At 46.6% G+C, this 16,911-nt stretch carries 12 protein-coding genes; 3 read left to right on the top strand and 9 right to left on the bottom strand.

The genetic code is table 11. The features are described 5' to 3' along the window. Positions 1 to 345 precede the first annotated feature (345 nt). Positions 346 to 2,526 carry a thioredoxin domain-containing protein gene (locus QUA88_RS08900; RefSeq protein ID WP_333211843.1) on the top strand — a complete coding sequence of 727 codons (2,181 nt, stop codon included), beginning with the start codon at positions 346 to 348 and terminating at the stop codon, positions 2,524 to 2,526. Positions 2,527 to 2,691: 165 nt separating this feature from the next. Here the strand turns inward: QUA88_RS08900 and QUA88_RS08895 are convergent, their stop codons facing one another. From QUA88_RS08895 to QUA88_RS08880, 4 genes are all read right to left on the bottom strand, one after another. Further along, entirely contained in the window at positions 2,692 to 3,780 is a 1,089-nt protein-coding gene (locus tag QUA88_RS08895; protein WP_333057992.1) for an ABC transporter ATP-binding protein, read from the bottom strand. A gap of 296 nt (positions 3,781 to 4,076) precedes the next feature. After that, positions 4,077 to 5,138, bottom strand: a complete 1,062-nt coding sequence (locus QUA88_RS08890; RefSeq protein ID WP_333211839.1) for a spermidine/putrescine ABC transporter substrate-binding protein — start codon at positions 5,136 to 5,138, stop codon at positions 4,077 to 4,079. Between the two features lie 51 nt (positions 5,139 to 5,189). Further along, positions 5,190 to 6,041: an ABC transporter permease gene (locus QUA88_RS08885; protein WP_333271278.1), complete on the bottom strand. Its 852-nt coding sequence runs from the start codon at positions 6,039 to 6,041 to the stop codon at positions 5,190 to 5,192. A gap of 182 nt (positions 6,042 to 6,223) precedes the next feature. Continuing rightward, positions 6,224 to 7,069, bottom strand: a complete 846-nt coding sequence (locus QUA88_RS08880) for an ABC transporter permease (protein ID WP_333260441.1) — start codon at positions 7,067 to 7,069, stop codon at positions 6,224 to 6,226. Positions 7,070 to 7,170: 101 nt separating this feature from the next. On the opposite strand from QUA88_RS08880, the gene QUA88_RS08875 reads away from it, so the two are divergent. Then, complete coding sequence (locus QUA88_RS08875) at positions 7,171 to 8,682, top strand: FAD-dependent oxidoreductase (protein ID WP_333271276.1); 1,512 nt, start codon at positions 7,171 to 7,173, stop codon at positions 8,680 to 8,682. A 333-nt stretch (positions 8,683 to 9,015) separates the two neighbouring features. On the opposite strand, the gene QUA88_RS08870 is transcribed toward QUA88_RS08875, so the two are convergent. The 5 genes from QUA88_RS08870 to QUA88_RS08850 all read right to left on the bottom strand — a co-directional run bounded on the left by QUA88_RS08870 (position 9,016) and on the right by QUA88_RS08850 (position 15,768). Continuing rightward, the gene (locus QUA88_RS08870) at positions 9,016 to 11,829 is read right to left on the bottom strand and encodes a chloride channel protein (protein WP_333057997.1); all 2,814 of its coding nucleotides are present in this window, start codon (positions 11,827 to 11,829) and stop codon (positions 9,016 to 9,018) included. 301 nt (positions 11,830 to 12,130) lie between these two features. Beyond that, positions 12,131 to 12,256 (bottom strand): hypothetical protein, encoded by a 126-nt coding sequence (locus tag QUA88_RS08865; RefSeq protein WP_333211832.1) that lies wholly within the window; start codon positions 12,254 to 12,256, stop codon positions 12,131 to 12,133. A 14-nt stretch (positions 12,257 to 12,270) separates the two neighbouring features. Next, positions 12,271 to 13,227: a GDSL-type esterase/lipase family protein gene (locus QUA88_RS08860; protein WP_333057998.1), complete on the bottom strand. Its 957-nt coding sequence runs from the start codon at positions 13,225 to 13,227 to the stop codon at positions 12,271 to 12,273. A gap of 114 nt (positions 13,228 to 13,341) precedes the next feature. Next, positions 13,342 to 14,637, bottom strand: coding sequence for a TldD/PmbA family protein (locus tag QUA88_RS08855; protein WP_333211829.1), 1,296 nt, complete (start codon positions 14,635 to 14,637; stop codon positions 13,342 to 13,344). A 270-nt stretch (positions 14,638 to 14,907) separates the two neighbouring features. After that, positions 14,908 to 15,768, bottom strand: a complete 861-nt coding sequence (locus tag QUA88_RS08850; protein ID WP_333211827.1) for a Tab2/Atab2 family RNA-binding protein — start codon at positions 15,766 to 15,768, stop codon at positions 14,908 to 14,910. A gap of 273 nt (positions 15,769 to 16,041) precedes the next feature. Here QUA88_RS08850 and QUA88_RS08845 point away from each other — a divergent pair, with 273 nt between their 5' ends. After that, positions 16,042 to 16,827: a nucleotidyltransferase domain-containing protein gene (locus QUA88_RS08845; protein WP_333058001.1), complete on the top strand. Its 786-nt coding sequence runs from the start codon at positions 16,042 to 16,044 to the stop codon at positions 16,825 to 16,827. The last annotated feature ends 84 nt before the right edge of the window (positions 16,828 to 16,911 follow it).

Genomic DNA, 16,911 nt, shown 5'->3' with positions numbered 1-16,911 from the left:
TATCACTAACTTCTAGGAGTTAGGCTAACCGTCCCTGGATAGGAGAACCTACCCATTTAGGTTAAACGAATCGCACATCAGCCTTAATATTAAAACATAATGATCAGCAACAACTCAACTAAAACATCTCGCGCTAAACTGCTAGAGGACTGATACCAATTTAATGTGAAGTTGCACATATCTCGATCCCCCTAAATCCCCCTTAAGAAGGGGAGTAGGGGTTGACTTTGAGCGGAATCTTGTCCCCCCCTTATTAAGGGGGGCTAGGGGGGATCTGATTCTACGGGGCCTCATAAAAAATTGGTATGACAAGCTTACCCAGCACGAGTAAAAGTATATTTGATTATGGTGAACCGTCTTGCTCAATCCCAAAGCCTTTACCTGCGGAAACACGCCGAAAATCCGATCGACTGGTGGCCCTGGTGCGACGAAGCCCTAGAAGCGGCCCGAAGCGAAAATAAACCGATTTTCCTGTCAATTGGCTACTCTAGCTGCCACTGGTGCACGGTGATGGAAGGGGAAGCATTTTCCGATCGCGCGATCGCCCAATACATGAATGAGCATTTTATACCGATAAAAGTCGATCGCGAAGAACGCCCGGATATCGACAGCATTTATATGCAAACCTTGCAAATGATGACCGGTCAAGGCGGTTGGCCGCTCAACGTTTTTCTCACTCCAGACGAGCGAGTTCCCTTCTACGGAGGCACTTATTTCCCCGTAGAACCGCGCTACGGACGGCCGGGATTTTTAGAAGTTTTGCAAGCAATTCGCCGCTTTTACGACACAGAAAAAGGCAAAGTAGAAGCCTTCAAAGCAGAGATTTTAGGCAACCTCCAACAGACGGCAGCGCTGTCAGGAGTAACCGCAGAATTAAATCGCGAACTCTTCCAAAAAGGCTTAGAACTCAACACGGGAATTGTTGCGGGCAGCAACCCCGGCCCCAGTTTTCCGATGATACCTTATGCTGAGCTAGCACTGCGGGGAACGCGATTTAATTTTGAATCAAAATACGACAGCAAACAAGTCTGCACTCAGCGCGGATTAGACTTAGCATTGGGCGGCATTTACGACCACGTAGGAGGCGGATTTCACCGCTATACGGTTGATGCGACTTGGACTGTGCCACACTTTGAAAAAATGCTCTACGACAACGGTCAAATTGTTGAGTATTTAGCAAATTTGTGGAGCGCGGGAATACAAGAACCCGCTTTTGAAAGTGCGATCGCGGGGACAGTAGAATGGTTAAAGCGAGAAATGATTGCGCCAACAGGCTATTTTTATGCTGCACAGGATGCGGACAGCTTTACCCCCCCAACCCCCCCTTACCAAGGGGGGGCAGAAAATTCAACCCCCCCTTATCAAGGGGAAACAGAAAATTCAACCCCCCCTTACCAAGGGGGGGCAACGGGGGGGTCAGAACCGGAAGAAGGAGCATTTTATGTCTGGACTTATGCCGAACTGGAACAACTATTAACTGCTGAGGAATTGGCAGAAATTAAAGCACAGTTTACTGTTAGTCGCAGCGGCAATTTTGAAGGCAAGAATGTCTTGCAGCGCCGCCATCCGGGCAAACTAAGCGACAGGGTAGAAAAGGCTTTGGCTAAACTCTTTGCTGTGCGTTACGGTGGCAATCCCGATAGTGTAAAAACCTTTCCGCCAGCCCGCAACAATCAAGAAGCTAAAAACGACAGTTGGCCGGGTAGAATTCCCGCCGTTACTGACACGAAAATGATTGCTGCTTGGAATAGCTTAATGATTTCGGGCTTGGCCCGCGCGGCGGCTGTTTTTGGAAATTGGGAATATCTAGAATTAGCTGTGAAAGCGGCTAATTTTATTTTAGACAATCAGTGGACGGATGGGCGGTTTCAGCGGTTGAATTATGACGGACAATCTGCTGTTACCGCGCAGTCGGAAGATTATGCTTTGTTTGTGAAAGCTTTGTTGGATTTGCACCAAGCGAGTTTGACTTTAGGCAACGGGGAAGAGGCAAAACAGTTGCCGAATTCTCAGTTTTGGTTGGAGAAAGCTGTGCAGGTGCAAGAAGAATTTGATGAGTTTTTGTGGAGCGTGGAATTGGGAGGATATTACAATACTGCTAAGGATGCTAGCGGAGATTTGTTGGTGCGGGAACGCAGCTATATAGACAATGCAACTCCGGCGGCGAATGGAATTGCGATCGCCTCTTTGGTTCGCCTCGCGCTGTTGGGCCCGAATTTAGAATATCTCGATCGCGCGCAGCAAGGCTTGCAAGCTTTCAGCAGTATTGTGCAAGATGCTCCGCAAGCTTGTCCGAGTCTACTTTCGGCGATCGACTGGTATCAGCATTCTACCCTGATTCGCACGACTCCCGATCGAATTGCTGGGTTGATTTCTCAGTATTATCCTACTGCTGTCTGTCAGATTGAGGCTGATTTGCCTGAAGGGGTTATCGGGTTAGTTTGCGAGTGTTTGACTTGCAAGGAACCGGCGAAAAGTCAAGAGCGGCTGTTGGAGGAAATTTTGCAAAGTCAAACGCGAGTTTAGCACCAATACTGTCTATATTATTGAACCGCGAAGACGCGAAAAACGCGAAGGAAGAAGGAGGAAGCAGAAGGAAGAAGTAGATTATCTTCTACGGGGAAGGAATCGCATCTTCAGTCTGCTCCTCAATCTTCCAAAGAATCTCAGTGGCTTCAGCCCGCTTGAGTGTCAACAAATGCAGATACTTTCCGGCGGCACGGCAACTCGAACGCTGTCGCCGACTTGGTGTCGCTGCAAGTCATCTCTGTGCAAGTTTTGTCGGCGAAGGGCGATCGAACTTTTAGCAGTCAACCGCACCGTATAGCGCGTATCAGTGCCAATATAAATAGCCTCTTCTACTATTCCCGGCCAGCTATTTTCATCGTCATAATTAGCCGGATAAATAGCAGCTTTTTCTGGCCGCAATACCAGGGTGACAACTTTCCCGGCGGGCATATCTTCGGCTGTTGCAACTAACACGGGCAACTCCTGGTCAACCAACACGATTATTTTACCGTTTTGCTTTTCTACTACTCGACCACTTAAAAAATTGCTGTCGCCAATAAAATCAGCAACAAACCGCGTTTTAGGATATTCATAAATATCAACAGGCGTCCCAACTTGTTGCAGTTTTCCTCCATCCATCACTGCAATTCTGTCCGACATCGTTAGTGCTTCTTCCTGATCGTGAGTTACATAAATAAACGTAATTCCCAGTTTTCGCTGCATTTTTTTTAATTCTAATTGCATCTCTTTACGCAATTTTAAATCCAGCGCTCCTAGGGGTTCATCCAACAGCAACACAGACGGCTGTTTGACTAATGCTCTTGCTAGTGCTACTCGCTGCTGCTGTCCCCCTGACAGTTGGCGGGGATAGCGTTTTCCTACCTCGGTTAACTGTACTAATGCTAAGGCTTCAGCAACGCGATCGCGAATTGTTTTCTGAGGCAAATTCTCCATTTCCAACCCAAAAGCGACATTTTGTGCTACTGTCATGTGCGGAAATAAAGCATAGTTTTGAAATACCGTATTTACTGGGCGGTGAAATGGCGGGCGATTTTGCATCGGTTGGCCGTGAATGTAAATTTCGCCGGCGGTGGGAATTTCAAAACCGGCAATCATTCGCAAAGTTGTAGTTTTGCCGCAGCCGGAAGGGCCGAGTAAAGAAAAGAATTCTCGATCGTAAATTTGCAGATTGATGTTATCTACAGCTAAGAAATCTTGACTGCGGGCACTTTTAAATACTTTGGAAACTTCTAAAACTTCGACAGAGTGCATTGTGTTAGTATATCTTAGGGATAAGCAATAAAAATTTGAGTTCGATCCCGGTTAAACTGATATTTTACACCATTCTCAATTACTTGTTTAGGAACGGGCAAGATGCCCGTTCCACAAGAAATTTATTCTTTGTGGAACAGGCATCTTGCCTGTTCTTGACGGGCAAGATGCCCGTTCCACAAGAAAGAAATTTATTCTTTGTGGAACAGGCATCTTGCCTGTTGTTGAGAATGGTGCAACTCCAAAACAAGCTAAAAAATTAAGTAAACCAGCCCCGGCAGAAACCTGTTTTATATCTACTTTCCGGCCCCTGCTTTAACTTCCGTCCAAGCTCGATCGTACAATGCAGTTGCTTTCCCGACATCCTCCAATAATTTCATTTTGGCAAACACCTCAGTCGGCGGGTAAATTTGAGGATTTTTCAAATCTTTCGGGTCGATTAAACCTCGATCAATTGCTGCTTTGTTGGGCGATCCGAAGTGGGTAAAATTGGAAATTTGGGCGCCGACTTCTGGCTGCAAAATAAAGTTAATAAATTTCTCCGCTAACTCTTTCTGGGGCGCACCTTTGGGAATAGCCATGTTGTCCGAAAAAATGATTGTTCCTTCTTTGGGAATAGCGTAACGGAGATTAGGATTTTCTGTCATCACTTGGAAAATATCACCGCTCCATTCCATTGTCAAATTTACTTCTCCTTGATCTAGCATATTTTGCCCGGTGTCGGGGACAAAAGCTGCAATGATATTGTTACTTTTAATCAGCAAATCGCGGGCTTTATTAATCTCTTCGGGATTGGTTGTATTTGGGTCAAATCCTAAATACATTAAAACTCCTGCTAATGTGTATCTAGCATCGTCTTGCCACGCGACTTTTCCGGTATATTTAGGGTCGAACATCACCCCCCAACTGTTAATTTCTCCCTGGACTGTTTTCACGTTGTAGCCAATTCCCATAGTTCCCCACTGGTAGGGCAGCGAATATTTGTTGCCTGGATCAAAAGCTTGATTGATAAACTTAGGTTCTAGGTTCTTTTGGTTGGGAATGTTGTTTAAATTCAGCGGCTCAATTAGATTTTCCGCGATCATGATTTTCACCATGTAATCGGCAGGAAATATTAAGTCGTAACCGGGGTTTCCCTGTTTGAGTTTGGCATAGAGTGCGTCGCTGTTCTCGAAAGTGTCGTATTGAATTTTAACATTGTTCTCTTTCTCGAATTGGGCGATCGCTTCTGGGGCGATATAACTTGCATAATTGTAAATGCTGAGCACTTGCTGTTGGTTGCCACCTGTGGGGCTACAGCCGAAAGCCACCGTTGCACTCATCACAAACAAAAGTAGGAAAGTCAGCAGGCGTTTCATAGGTTTTGTTAGTTGCAGACAAAAATAATTATGACACAGAAAGCATTTTTTTTAACTTTTCTGAACTTTTAACGATGATACAACGAGCAACAAGGAAGCCAACAACATCAAAGTTGAAATGGCATTAATCGCTGGTGTGACTGCAAATTTTATCATGCCATAAACAAATAATGGCAGCGTCATGGAACCGACGCCAGTGGTAAAAAATGTCACGACAAAATCGTCCAGCGACAGAGTAAAAGCCAGCAGTGCCGCGCTGAAAATAGCGGGCCAAATCAGAGGGAGAGTGATGCGCCAAAAAGTTCGCCATTCGTTAGCGCCTAAGTCAAAAGCTGCTTGTTCTAATTGAGGATCTAGTTCCGCCAAACGCGCCCTGACAGTAATAGTCACAAAGGAAATATTAAAGACAACATGACCGATAATTACGGTAGGTAAGCCGAGATTCAGGCGAATTCCCGTGAGATTTTCTACGATCCGAAATACTAGGGTAAAGAAAACTAGCAGCGAAATGCCGATCGTAATTTCGGGCATGATAATCGGCAAAAACAGTAAAGCTTCTACAGCTTTGCGCCCCGGAAAATGAAAGCGTTCGAGTGCTAGGGCGAGCATTGTACCAAAAATTGTCGCTAACACCGTCGAAATAGCTGCAATTAGCAAGCTGTTGTTAAGTGCTGTCCAGATTCCGGCGCTGCTACTCGTAGCAATCGTCGCGCCTGCATTGCTAAACAAACTGCGGTACCAATCGAGGGTAAAACCGCGCCAAACGGCATTGAATCTGGAGGCGTTAAAGGAGTAAATAATTAAGATGAGAATTGGCAAGTAAAGAAAGGCAAATGCTAGTGCAGCTTGTACCCAAAGCCACTTTTTGCCGATCGCCCGCACGAGTAAATCTAGTTTAGTCATTAGTCATGAGTCATGAGTCTATTTTATCTGAGATATTGCACTATTCTCAATAATCTTTTTACGGGCGGGCAGGATGCCCACCCCACAAGAAATTTACTCTTTGTGGAACGGGCATCTTGCCCGTTCTTGAGAATGGTGCAAGATGTAAATTTCCACCTAAACTCCTGGCCTACCTTACCTTATTAAGTTTCGTCAGACACGCGGAAGTAAATTAACACCGGAATCAATATGATTACCGTCAACAGCATAGAAAGCGCCGAACCAAAAGGCCAATCGCGGGCTCTCATAAACTGATTCTGAATCAAATTTCCCACCATAACTGTTTTAGAACCACCTAATATATCCGGTGTGATGAAAGCGCCGACAGCGGGAACAAAAACCAAAATTGAGCCTGCAACAATCCCGCGAGTTGTTAACGGTAAAAAAACGCGCCAGAAAGTGCGGATATCATTTGCGCCTAAATCGTGAGCGGCTTCTACCAATGAAAAATTGAAGCGTTCTATGCTAGAATATAAAGGCAAAACCATGAAAGGTAAATAGCCGTAAATAAGACCGATCGCCACAGCGAAAGGCGTAAAAAGCAAATTTAACGGTTCGCTAATAATTTGCAGGCTTTGCAAGGCTGTGTTAACTACTCCTTCGCTACGCAGCAGTATGATCCAGGCGTAGGTTCTCACTAAAAAATTAGTCCAAAATGGAATAATTACTAGCAAAAGCAAAGCATTTCGCCAGCGAGGAGAACGGGTGGCGATGAAGAATGCTAGGGGATAGCCAACTAATAAGCAAGTGGCTGTTGTTAGAAAAGCCAGCCAGAGCGATCGCCCAATTACTCCTAAGAAAAGTCCACTGAACAAACGCTGGTAGTTGCTGAGAGTAAATATCCAAGTAACGCCGCCGTAAGTACCGCGTTCTAAGAAACTGTACAACAGTACAATTAGCACGGGCAAAATGAAGAAAACCATCAGCCAGGCTGTAGCGGGAAATAAGAGCAGCAACAGGTTAGTTTGCTGGCGGTTTTTGACACTCATTATTTACTCAAGCGAAATTTAGCACATAATGCAACACATTTTATATCAAATCCGCATTTTATGAATTATGTCATCATTAATAAATTATCAAGAGGTACGCAATGTCAGCAGAATCGTCAACCCCCAAAATAGTCGTCGTCGGTGCAGGATGGGCCGGTTTAGGCGCTACCTATCACCTAGCCCAGCAAGGCTATGATGTCACCCTGCTAGAAGCAGGCCCTTATCCGGGTGGCTTAGTTGCAGGGTGGAAAACCGCCGGCGGGCGTTCCGTAGAAGCTGGGATTCATGGCTTCTGGTATCCCTACAAAAATATATTTTCCTTAGTCAAGGAATTAGAACTCGATCCCTTCACACCTTGGACTCGTTCTTGTCAGTATTCACCTGCGGGATTGGAAGTAGAATCGCCAATTTTTCAGGACGAACCGCGCCTTCCCACACCGTTAGGAACCTTTCTTTACACCAGATTTAAAAGGCTGCCATTAGTCGATCGGCTTTCAGCCTTACCCTTACTCTACGCCGTCCTAGATTTCGACAATTCCGACGAAGCTTGGCGCAGGTACGATCGCGTCACAGCCCGCGAACTCTTCAAACAGTTTGGCGTTTCTGCAAGACTCTACCGCGATGCTTTTGAGCCTATGTTATTAGTAGGTTTATTTGCACCCGGAGAACAATGTTCTGCCGCCGCCGCTTTGGGAATGCTTTATTATTTCATATTAGCACACCAACCGGATTTTGATGTAGTTTGGTGTCGCGGAACAGTCGGAGAAAAAATCTTTCGCCCCTGGGTCGAGATCCTGGAAAAACTCGGTGCAAAAGTATTGACAAAGCAGCGAGTTACTGATTTAATAGTTGACAGCAACAACCGAGCCACAGGCGTTGTTTGCGGCGAAGAAACCTTCGAGGCAGATGCAGTTATTTTTGCAGTTGGCGTCACGGGAATGCAAAAAATTATCAGCAGCAGCCCAGCTTTGCAAAGTCGCCAAGAGTTTCGGGATGCGATGAATTTGGGTGCAGTTGACGTGTTAGCGGTTCGCCTGTGGTTTGACCGAAAAATTGACATTCCCCTGCCTTCTAATGCCTGTTTTGGATTTAGTTCAACTACAGGTTGGACGTTTTTTGATTTGAATGCTTTGCACGACGAATTTCGAGACGAACCGGGAACAGTTGTCGAAGCTGACTTTTATCACGCAAATCAATTAATTCCCCTAAAAGATGAGGAAATAGTTTCCTTAGTTCAGCGGGATTTAGCGACTTGCATTCCGGCTTTTCGGGAGGCAAAAGTAATTGACAGCAGCGCGATTCGGCTGTCGCGGGCTGTGACGCATTTTGCCCCTGGTAGCTATCAATATTTGTTGCCGGCAGTAACAAGTTATGATAATGTATTGATGAGCGGCGATTGGGTTGTGACCCGCCACGGTTCTTGGTCGCAGGAAAAAGCTTATGTTACTGGTTTGGAAGCGGCTAATTTGGTGATTTCGCGTTTCGGAATCGGAAACAAAGCGGCAATTATTCCCGTGGAAGCTGACGAACCGCACATTCAAATCGGGAGAAAGATTAATCAGTTTACTCGCAGTATGACTAAAACTTTCATTCCCGATTTTTGGCTGCCATAAGAAGAAGGAAATTCTGCAACGCATTTAACAGATATCTTGCACCATTTTCAATTAGCCGTAGGGGCGGGTTCGCCAACAGCCTTAAAGCTTGCAAATAGGTTCTATAAACCCGCCCGACCCCACGAAAAATCCTCTTATTGATATTGCTGCAAGATGTCAGATTTAACTGAGATGTTGCACCATTCTCAATAAGCTTTTTATGAACAGGCTTTTCGGCCTGTTCCACAAGAAAATTCACTCTTTGTGGAACAGGCATCTTGCCTGTTCTTGAGAATGGTGCAAGATGTGAGATTTAACAGATGTTAGGAAGAAGGGGGATTCCCGTCTGGTTAGCTAAGAGGCCGATCGCACTAAAATGACTGTACAGTCGCACCCGCGCGCCACAGCTTCCGGGATATTCCCGTGAATCACCTGCTTCAGCAGCCCTTCCCGGCTCGCTCCCAGGACGATCGCATCGCACTGATCGTTCTGAGCCAAATCAATTAAAGCATCAGAAACCGATTTAGCGCAAACCGAAGTCGCTATTATCGAACAGCTAACCCGGCGCTTGATAAACTCCGCTGCTTGCTTTAATTCTCCGCGATCGGGTTCTGCAACAGAAGGCTGATGAACCTGACACAATTTAATCTCCGGTACAGCACTCGCAGCCACCAAAGCAGGTAGCAACCGCAAAGCCGCAGCTTGCTTGTAACTGCCGCGAATAGGCACCAACCAGCGGTGCAAACCCATCAGCGTATGCAGCCCCAATTCTGGGGCTGGAATGTCTGAATTCGGCAGGGAAAGTTCAGTGTCAGGAGTTGCTGATGAATCTGAGGATCTCGCCAATGGGGGATTATCTGCGCCCTCAACTTTTTCGGGATTTAACTCCCATTCGATAGAGGTATATTTCCGGCCGCTAAAAGCGCCGGAAAACTCATTTTTCTGACGTGTTGCTAATAGTTTTTCGCTCCATTTAACCAAAATTACCTCGCAGCCTGCTTGCCGAATTACGGTATCGACCACATCGCCAAAAATGCGTTCTTTTGTGGATAATTCGCCTTGCCAGCCCATCAAAATCAAATCGATATGTCGCTCCTTAATTGTCTCCAAAATCGCGTTAGGCACGTCGTGAGCTACCCGTATTTGGGTGTGTACTGGCAAGTTCAAATTGCGAACAATTCGCTCGGCTTGTTGTAGCAGGCGGCGGCTTTTGGTTGTCCGCACTGCGCTTTCGGAGGGGGAACTGTTGCGCGGTACTATGATGATTTGCAGGCATTCTAATTCGTAATTACGATCGCGCGCAATCGCCGCCGCCAGCCGCAGCAAAGCGGGTGCTGTTTGGGGGTTGGAAAGCGGCACTAATAAGCGGCCGTTTCCGACTTGCGGAGCCCTGGTTTGATAGACAACATAGGAAGGTTCTGGATGCGGGCCCTGGGTTGTTTCTCCGGTGAGGCGATCGGATTCAACTCGGATAATGTCGCTGCGGGTAATAATTCCCACCAAACGCCGGCCTTCTACGACTGGCAAACGGCTGATATTGTAGTTGTTGAGCCTGTACAATACCTCGCTTAAAGTATCCCTTGCTTTGACTGCGATCGGCCCTACAGTCATAAATTCTTTAAGCAGCGAGTTGCCGGACAAATTGCGATCGCTGGCATTTGCCAAATCGGTTTGACTGACAATTCCGACTAATTTGCCATCTTCAACTACTGGAAATCCTCGGTGGTGCGATCGCGAAAAAGCCTGCATCACTTCATCGAAAGTCAGCAGACTCGAAAGAGTTTCAACTCGGCGCTGCATCACGTCATCTGCGTGCAAGTCGCTCAAAGTATTGCTGGCAGCTTTTGCCTTTGTCAGTTGAATGCCGTTAAACTCCAAAAGGCGATCGTAAAAAGAGCCACTGTCCACCTTTTCCGCCACCAAATAAGCAACTACAGAACAGATCATCAAAGGCAGCACTAATTTGAAATCCGCCGTAATTTCAAACACAATCACTACCGCAGTAATCGGCGCCCTAGAAACCGCACAAAAAAACGCTCCCATTCCCGCCAAAGCGTAAGTTACCGGCAAACCGACACCCAGGGAATCTGCCTGCACAATTCCCACCATGTGACCGAGTGCAGAACCCATAACTAGGGCAGGGGAAAACAATCCTCCCGGAGCTCCAGAAGCCGAGGAAATAATTGTTAGAAAAAAGTGAGCTATAAAAGCAATTAAACTCGTTATCCCGCTTGCTTCGCCTGTCAGCATAAACTCCCGTAAACCCGTATTATCGCGGAAAGTTGCTGGGAGAAAAGCTATTACTGAACCGCAGATTATGCCAGCTAGAGCCATTCGCACGGGCAAAGCTAATTTGAGCGATCGCCTGTTAAATTGCAAGCTAGCCATAATCCCTTTGGTGAACAAAGCTCCCAGCCATCCCGCTAAAACTCCTAATAGTATATAAAACGGGATTTCCTGAGCATCAAAACTGGTTTGGTACGCGCGAAGGTTCAAATTTAAACTATCGCCGCCCAAAAGCTGCGAGACAACGGCACCGATAAATGAAGCGATAATTGCAGTCCCTAAAGTCAATCCCGAAACGTCGTGCAGCAGTTCTTCAACTACAAACAAAACTCCTGCAATGGGAGCATTAAAACCAGCAGCCAATCCGGCAGCAGCACCGCAAGCAATCAATTGTCGGCGGTAGTCTGGGGAAGTCGGCATCAAGTGACCTATCCAGCCAGCCAAAGATGCTCCTATTTGCACAGTAGGGCCTTGCCTGCCTAAAGTTAAACCGGAACCAACTGCTAAAATAGTCGTCAGAAGTTTGGCGACAGCTACTCGCAAATCTAAGGAAAGATTGACTCCGCCAAGAGCAGCTTTGACGTGAGGAATGCCACTGCCGGCAGTTTCGGGAGCAAAACGCTCAATCAATAAACCAGTCAGCAACCCGCCGCCTAAACCGACACTGGGCAGTAATATCCAAGCTGGGATTAATGTCGAGGTAGCAACTCGCCAACTGCCGAGCCATCCGACTCCCGACTTTAGCAAAACACCAGCCAGTCCCGCCACTAAGCCGATCAGACAAGCTTCAAAAATGGCTAGGCGTTTCGGCCGTAAAAAAAGTTGAGATTTGATAACCCTGGAAGGTTCCCTAAATTGTTTAGGGATAGTTATGTACGGCATAAATAGCGTAGATGACCTGAGAATTGTCTGCTCGATCGCACTTTAGCAAAAAATCCTTCGACTTAGCAAAATATAACTCAATACGGTTCAGATAATAGCGTTTCCGGTTGCATCGGAATCATAAAATTTAGTCAACACTTAACACTCAAATATTCAGTTTTTCGACACCGAGTCAAGAGTCAACACTCAATAGTCAACAGTCAACAATCATTCCGGTGTAACCCGAATTGATATAAGACACTCATGGAGACCAAACCATGTGAAAAACATACACTGCGTTGGCGAAGCCTGCCCGAAGGGCTTATGCTTCGCCTAAAGCTCGCAAGGACAAAAAAAACATTAACTGAACCGTCTTGCCCCTTGCCCAATCTATCAGAGTGCCATAGCAGTCAAAACTCACTACTTCAAATTGATTAATTTCTAGCATAGTTTGCTTCGATTTTAAGGTTGATATTCCGCAAAAATTTCAATTTTTCCCACAATGTTTTGATTAAATTGAGCCAATTCTTCGGCAGGAATCCAATATTCTTGGTGAATCGAACTGCCCACATTTTGAACTGGATATTTTTTTAAGAATTCTGCCGCAACCCGAAAGCGCGTGACATAGCCGAAATATCCCGATGCTGCATCTCTTGTATTCCAATCTCTCGCGATTTGTATGGCATAGGCTTTGTGGAGTACGGGATAAAAAATAGGCTGAAAAGACAGTCGCGGCGGAAATGCCAGAAAATCGCTTTCTTTAATCAGTTCCATTTCTTTTTTGCCGACGGCTCGGAACAGCGTTACTGTCTCTTGATCTGATATATTGATATTTTTAAACCAAGCTTTCCAACCGTCCCAATTGTGAACTATTTTAGCCAATTCAGCGTAACCGGCGGCGCGGGGATGGGAAACGTCATTTTCGGTAAGTTCTTTATGCCAAATTTCCGAGTTTTGCAGCGGGGTGCAAACATCTAAATAAGGCACATTTAACTCGTTGCAAACTTGGGCAAACTGTTCGGATAAGTTGGCAATCCGCCTTGTGCGATCGGCATCAATAACTGGCGGTGGCCCTACCATTAATACTGGAAATATTTCTTTGGCTGACGTGAGAATAGAGCGAGCATTTTCAATTGATTTTTCAACTTCTATGCGATTTTTTTCGTTTTCTCGGTAAGTGTCGTTGACGCCAAAGGAAAATACTATTCTGCCGTCAGCGTAGTGAGGTAAGCGGCAAGAAACTTCGTTGAACCAACGAGTTTCTATATTGGCACTGGTTTCTCCCCTTATTCCTAAATTGTAGTAGGTAATATCGTGTCCTTGTCCGCAAGCGGCCGCGCAAATCCGTCCTGTCCAACCGAGACATTTTGGATCGCAAGTACCGTTTACAAAAGAATCGCCGATAAAACAAATACGCATATTATGTGTGGGAATTGTTGACTGTTGACTGTTGACTGTTAACGGATGATTGCTGACAACTGGCTACTAAAAACTGCCAACTGCCAACTGCCAACTGACTACTAACAACTGACTTTAATTCTTGCCGATGACGGACAATCCTTCTACAATTAGAGACGGTGTTTGGCAAGAACCGTTCCACTCGGAGTCTCCTCCCAATTCTACTAATTGTTTGAGGACGCTGTAAACATTGCCAGCTACCATTGTGTCTTTGATTCTGCCGACTATTTGACCTTTTTTGACTCGGTAGCCGAGATCGACGTTAATTGAAAAATCGCCGGAAATTCCGGCACTGCCGCCAAGCATTTGATCGACTACAATTCCGTCGTCTAATTTAGCGATTAAATCGATTAGCGATCGCGAACCTGGTTTAATCAAAACATTGAATAAACTCGGCGTGGGATAGCTGCCCAAACCTGGGCGAAATCCGTTGCCGGTGGTGCCACTGCCCAAGGCTCGACCGGTGGTGCGATCGGTATAAAATAGCTGCAACACTCCGCTGTTGATAAAGACGATCGCCCGAGTGGGAGTACCTTCGTCATCAAAAGGACAGCTATAGGGCCCGATATCCGGCTGCTGCGAGAGGGTGACAAGGGGCGATGTCACTTGTTGGCCTAATCGATCGTTCCAAGGCGAAGCGCCTTCGAGTACCTGTTTGCCGTTCAACGCCGCACAGACAGTCCCCCACAGCAAGTCGGCGGCTTTGGCTGTAAACAGCACCGGCACCCGGCCCGTGGGGGGGGCTACATTTTCTTTCGCCCATTCCAAACGCTGCAAAACCCGCTTGGCGCTGGTGTTTAAGTCGAGGGTGCCGCGTTCGGTTTCGCCTTCCCAAATGTTGAGGAAATCTTCTCCCCGCACTAATTCTGCTGATAAGTAACCGCTGAGGGTGGTGTCGGTGTGACTGGAATCCAAGCCTTTGGTGTTCACCAAGCGCGTGTTCTCGATTTCGCAGTCGAGTTCGGCGGTGCAGAGGCTTTCTGGATAAGCTTCGCGGACGATCGCGATCGCCTCTTTTCCCCAGTTTACTAGCTGTTCGGCCGGCACCGACACTCCGCGATCGGGATAAACAACTTTCTCACCGGTGCCGAGTTCGATGGTTTCCGGTTCGTTAAGTTGCGAAAGTGCGATCGCCCTGTCCACCAAAATTTGCGCTTCCACGGGCCCGTAGGCCACCGCCAAACCCGGCCGCCCATCCCGCCACAGCCGCAGGGCAATACCTTCTGCTTGGGCGGTTTCTAGCTGTTTGAGGCGGTTTGCTTCAAAAAAGACCGGCCGCGAGAGCGATTGCGATTCCAATACCTCAGCAGCTTCTGCACCTGCTTTGGTGGCTAGTTCTAACAGTTGTTCTGCTGATTGGTGATTGGTCATTGTTCTCGGTGGTTGGTAATGGGCGGTTCGATTTTCGATTTTGGATTTTCGATTAAAGAATTGGCAATAACTTACTGGATATGGGTTGGGTGCACGGGTCTACATTTAGATTCTTTTGGGAAAACTGGTGTAATTGGCTATAACCAGATTTTACAGTCATTGGTCATTAGTCATCAGTTAATAATCTACCGTCATTAGTCTAGAGTTAACAGCTATATTGACTCATAACTAATGACTAATGACTCATAACTAATGACTAATGACTAATGACTAAATAGTTAGTTCGTGCAGCAGCCAAAATCCTGCAAAAGATTCCGATTCGGGATTCGACTGAATTGCTAAGAAATGTACTTTTTTTGCTTGGTTTTTCGCGGCTTCAAATCCTTTCGCTTCTCTCTCAGTTGCTGCGTCTCTGACACTCGCTAAAATCCAGCGATCGTTAGCTCCCGTATCTAATACCAGCCTAGCGGGTGGGCCGCTCTCAAATTTCAGGAAAGCCAACTCCAAGCCCGACATCCAACCTGCCAGGGCTGTTGCTCTCGACGAGTAGATAATTAGTCCCGGAATTTGCGTTTCTGGGGCGAGGCGTGTCATCGGCAGTCCGAAAGCTTCGCCAAATCCGATATCCCACTCGGACATTTCGTCAAAAGCTGCGATCGGCAAACTCACAAACGCCCATTTTTCGCCGATTAAAGCATCCGGCAGCGCAACTGGCGTTTCGGGTACAAATTGAACGCTGGGGTTCACAACCGGTTGATAGCCCGGTTCGGCGGGATAAACGTCTTGCATCCGTTCTTCCAGCCACAGGCTGAGGGCGAGGGTGCGGCGGCTGCAGGCGGCGGGAATGTCCAAGTCATCGCAGGCTTTAGTAATCATGTTCGCCATTTGGCGGCGGAAAAAGCGGATTTTTTCGGGGCGTTTCGGTGCTGCGGCGATCGCATCTTTAATAGCACCCGCCAGCCACAGGGAATTTACGGTAGAACTGGAGCAGAATTGCGAGTAGCGAAACAGAGACTCGGCCTTGTCGCCTACATTCAGCGGGCTTTCGCAGATCAACACTTCCCATTTTTTTTTCTCTCGCTCGTCTATGATTGGACGGCTGTAAAAGTCGAGTTCCCAAATAGTAGCCATGCCGCGCTGTTAAAAATTAATCCTTTCTCATGTTACCGGACAGCGGGCAAGTTTCTGATTCTGACAATTTAAGGCTGATTTTCACTTTCAAGGGCGATCGCACTTTCTCAAAGATTGCCACTCTCCCTTGCAGCTTCCCGTGTAATTTTTGGCAGGAGTGCACAACCGGAAGCATTAGCAACTCCTCGGAGAACAGTCGCGGAGCTCTCTCAACACGCGATCGTTTGTTAAACTTGTGCAAGCCAGGGAAAACAAACAGTATAGCTTGATTCCATGAGACAAATCATTCTCGAAAAGATTGTTTCAACCTTACAACCTTTAGATTTTGTTCTCGCTTTGTGGCAAGGAGGTTCAGCAGCCCACGGATACACCGACGAGTGGTCAGACCTCGATATTGCGGTTGTGGTTGAAGATGACTGCGTGGAAGAAGCATTTGAGATTGTTGAAAAAGCCCTCGCAGAAATTGCCGAAATCGAACTCAAATATCGAGTTCCCGAACCCGCTTGGCACGGTCAGTCGCAGTGCTTCTGGCGGCTGAAAGAAACCCCGCCGTTTTTGCTAATTGATTTCGCCGTTTTCCGGCGCAGCCGCCGCAACGATTTCCTGGAAATAGAGAGACACGGGAAAGTGCCGATCGCCTTTGACAAAGCTAATCTAATTGTACCGCATCCTGTCGATAAAAGCAAACATTTATCTACAATGCAGTCGAGATTAAACGACCTTAAAATCCGTTTTAATTTGCTGCAACCTCTGGTTAAAAAAGAGATTTATCGCGAACATTTAGTAGATGCGATCGGCAACTATCACAACTGGACGCTTCTACCATTAGTCGAACTGTTGGGCATGATTTACCGTCCCCACAGATACGACTTTGAACTAAAATATTTTAGCAGAGATTTTCCGCGCCCAATAGTCGATCGCGTCACACCGCTTTTCTGCATTGCCAACCTTGAAGATTTGGCAGTAAAACAGCAAATAGCTGAGGCTTTTTTTGCAGAAAGTTTACCGCTTGCACAAGCTAATTTTTCCTCTGACAATGCCCTGACACTACCGCAATAGGCTCAAAATTTAGTACCGAAAGCGATTAATATAGTATTATCAACTTATATCTTGCACCATTGTCAATACTCCTTTTTTGAACAG

The sequence above is a fragment of the Microcoleus sp. D3_18_C2 genome (assembly GCF_036702395.1).
GTDB lineage: Bacteria > Cyanobacteriota > Cyanobacteriia > Cyanobacteriales > Microcoleaceae > Microcoleus.
Note: the sequence above shows the minus strand (reverse complement) of the source record. Positions and strands in the feature narration are given on the sequence as shown.

What these genes read in the sequence shown, in the direction of transcription:
- QUA88_RS08900 (WP_333211843.1), top strand. Translation starts at nt 346, where the DNA reads ATGGTGAACCGTCTTGCTCAATCCCAAAGCCTTTACCTGCGGAAACAC.
- QUA88_RS08895 (WP_333057992.1), bottom strand. Translation starts at nt 3,780, where the DNA reads ATGCACTCTGTCGAAGTTTTAGAAGTTTCCAAAGTATTTAAAAGTGCC.
- QUA88_RS08890 (WP_333211839.1), bottom strand. Translation starts at nt 5,138, where the DNA reads ATGAAACGCCTGCTGACTTTCCTACTTTTGTTTGTGATGAGTGCAACG.
- QUA88_RS08885 (WP_333271278.1), bottom strand. Translation starts at nt 6,041, where the DNA reads ATGACTAAACTAGATTTACTCGTGCGGGCGATCGGCAAAAAGTGGCTT.
- QUA88_RS08880 (WP_333260441.1), bottom strand. Translation starts at nt 7,069, where the DNA reads ATGAGTGTCAAAAACCGCCAGCAAACTAACCTGTTGCTGCTCTTATTT.
- QUA88_RS08875 (WP_333271276.1), top strand. Translation starts at nt 7,171, where the DNA reads ATGTCAGCAGAATCGTCAACCCCCAAAATAGTCGTCGTCGGTGCAGGA.
- QUA88_RS08870 (WP_333057997.1), bottom strand. Translation starts at nt 11,829, where the DNA reads ATGCCGTACATAACTATCCCTAAACAATTTAGGGAACCTTCCAGGGTT.
- QUA88_RS08865 (WP_333211832.1), bottom strand. Translation starts at nt 12,256, where the DNA reads ATGCTAGAAATTAATCAATTTGAAGTAGTGAGTTTTGACTGCTATGGC.
- QUA88_RS08860 (WP_333057998.1), bottom strand. Translation starts at nt 13,227, where the DNA reads ATGCGTATTTGTTTTATCGGCGATTCTTTTGTAAACGGTACTTGCGAT.
- QUA88_RS08855 (WP_333211829.1), bottom strand. Translation starts at nt 14,637, where the DNA reads ATGACCAATCACCAATCAGCAGAACAACTGTTAGAACTAGCCACCAAA.
- QUA88_RS08850 (WP_333211827.1), bottom strand. Translation starts at nt 15,768, where the DNA reads ATGGCTACTATTTGGGAACTCGACTTTTACAGCCGTCCAATCATAGAC.
- QUA88_RS08845 (WP_333058001.1), top strand. Translation starts at nt 16,042, where the DNA reads ATGAGACAAATCATTCTCGAAAAGATTGTTTCAACCTTACAACCTTTA.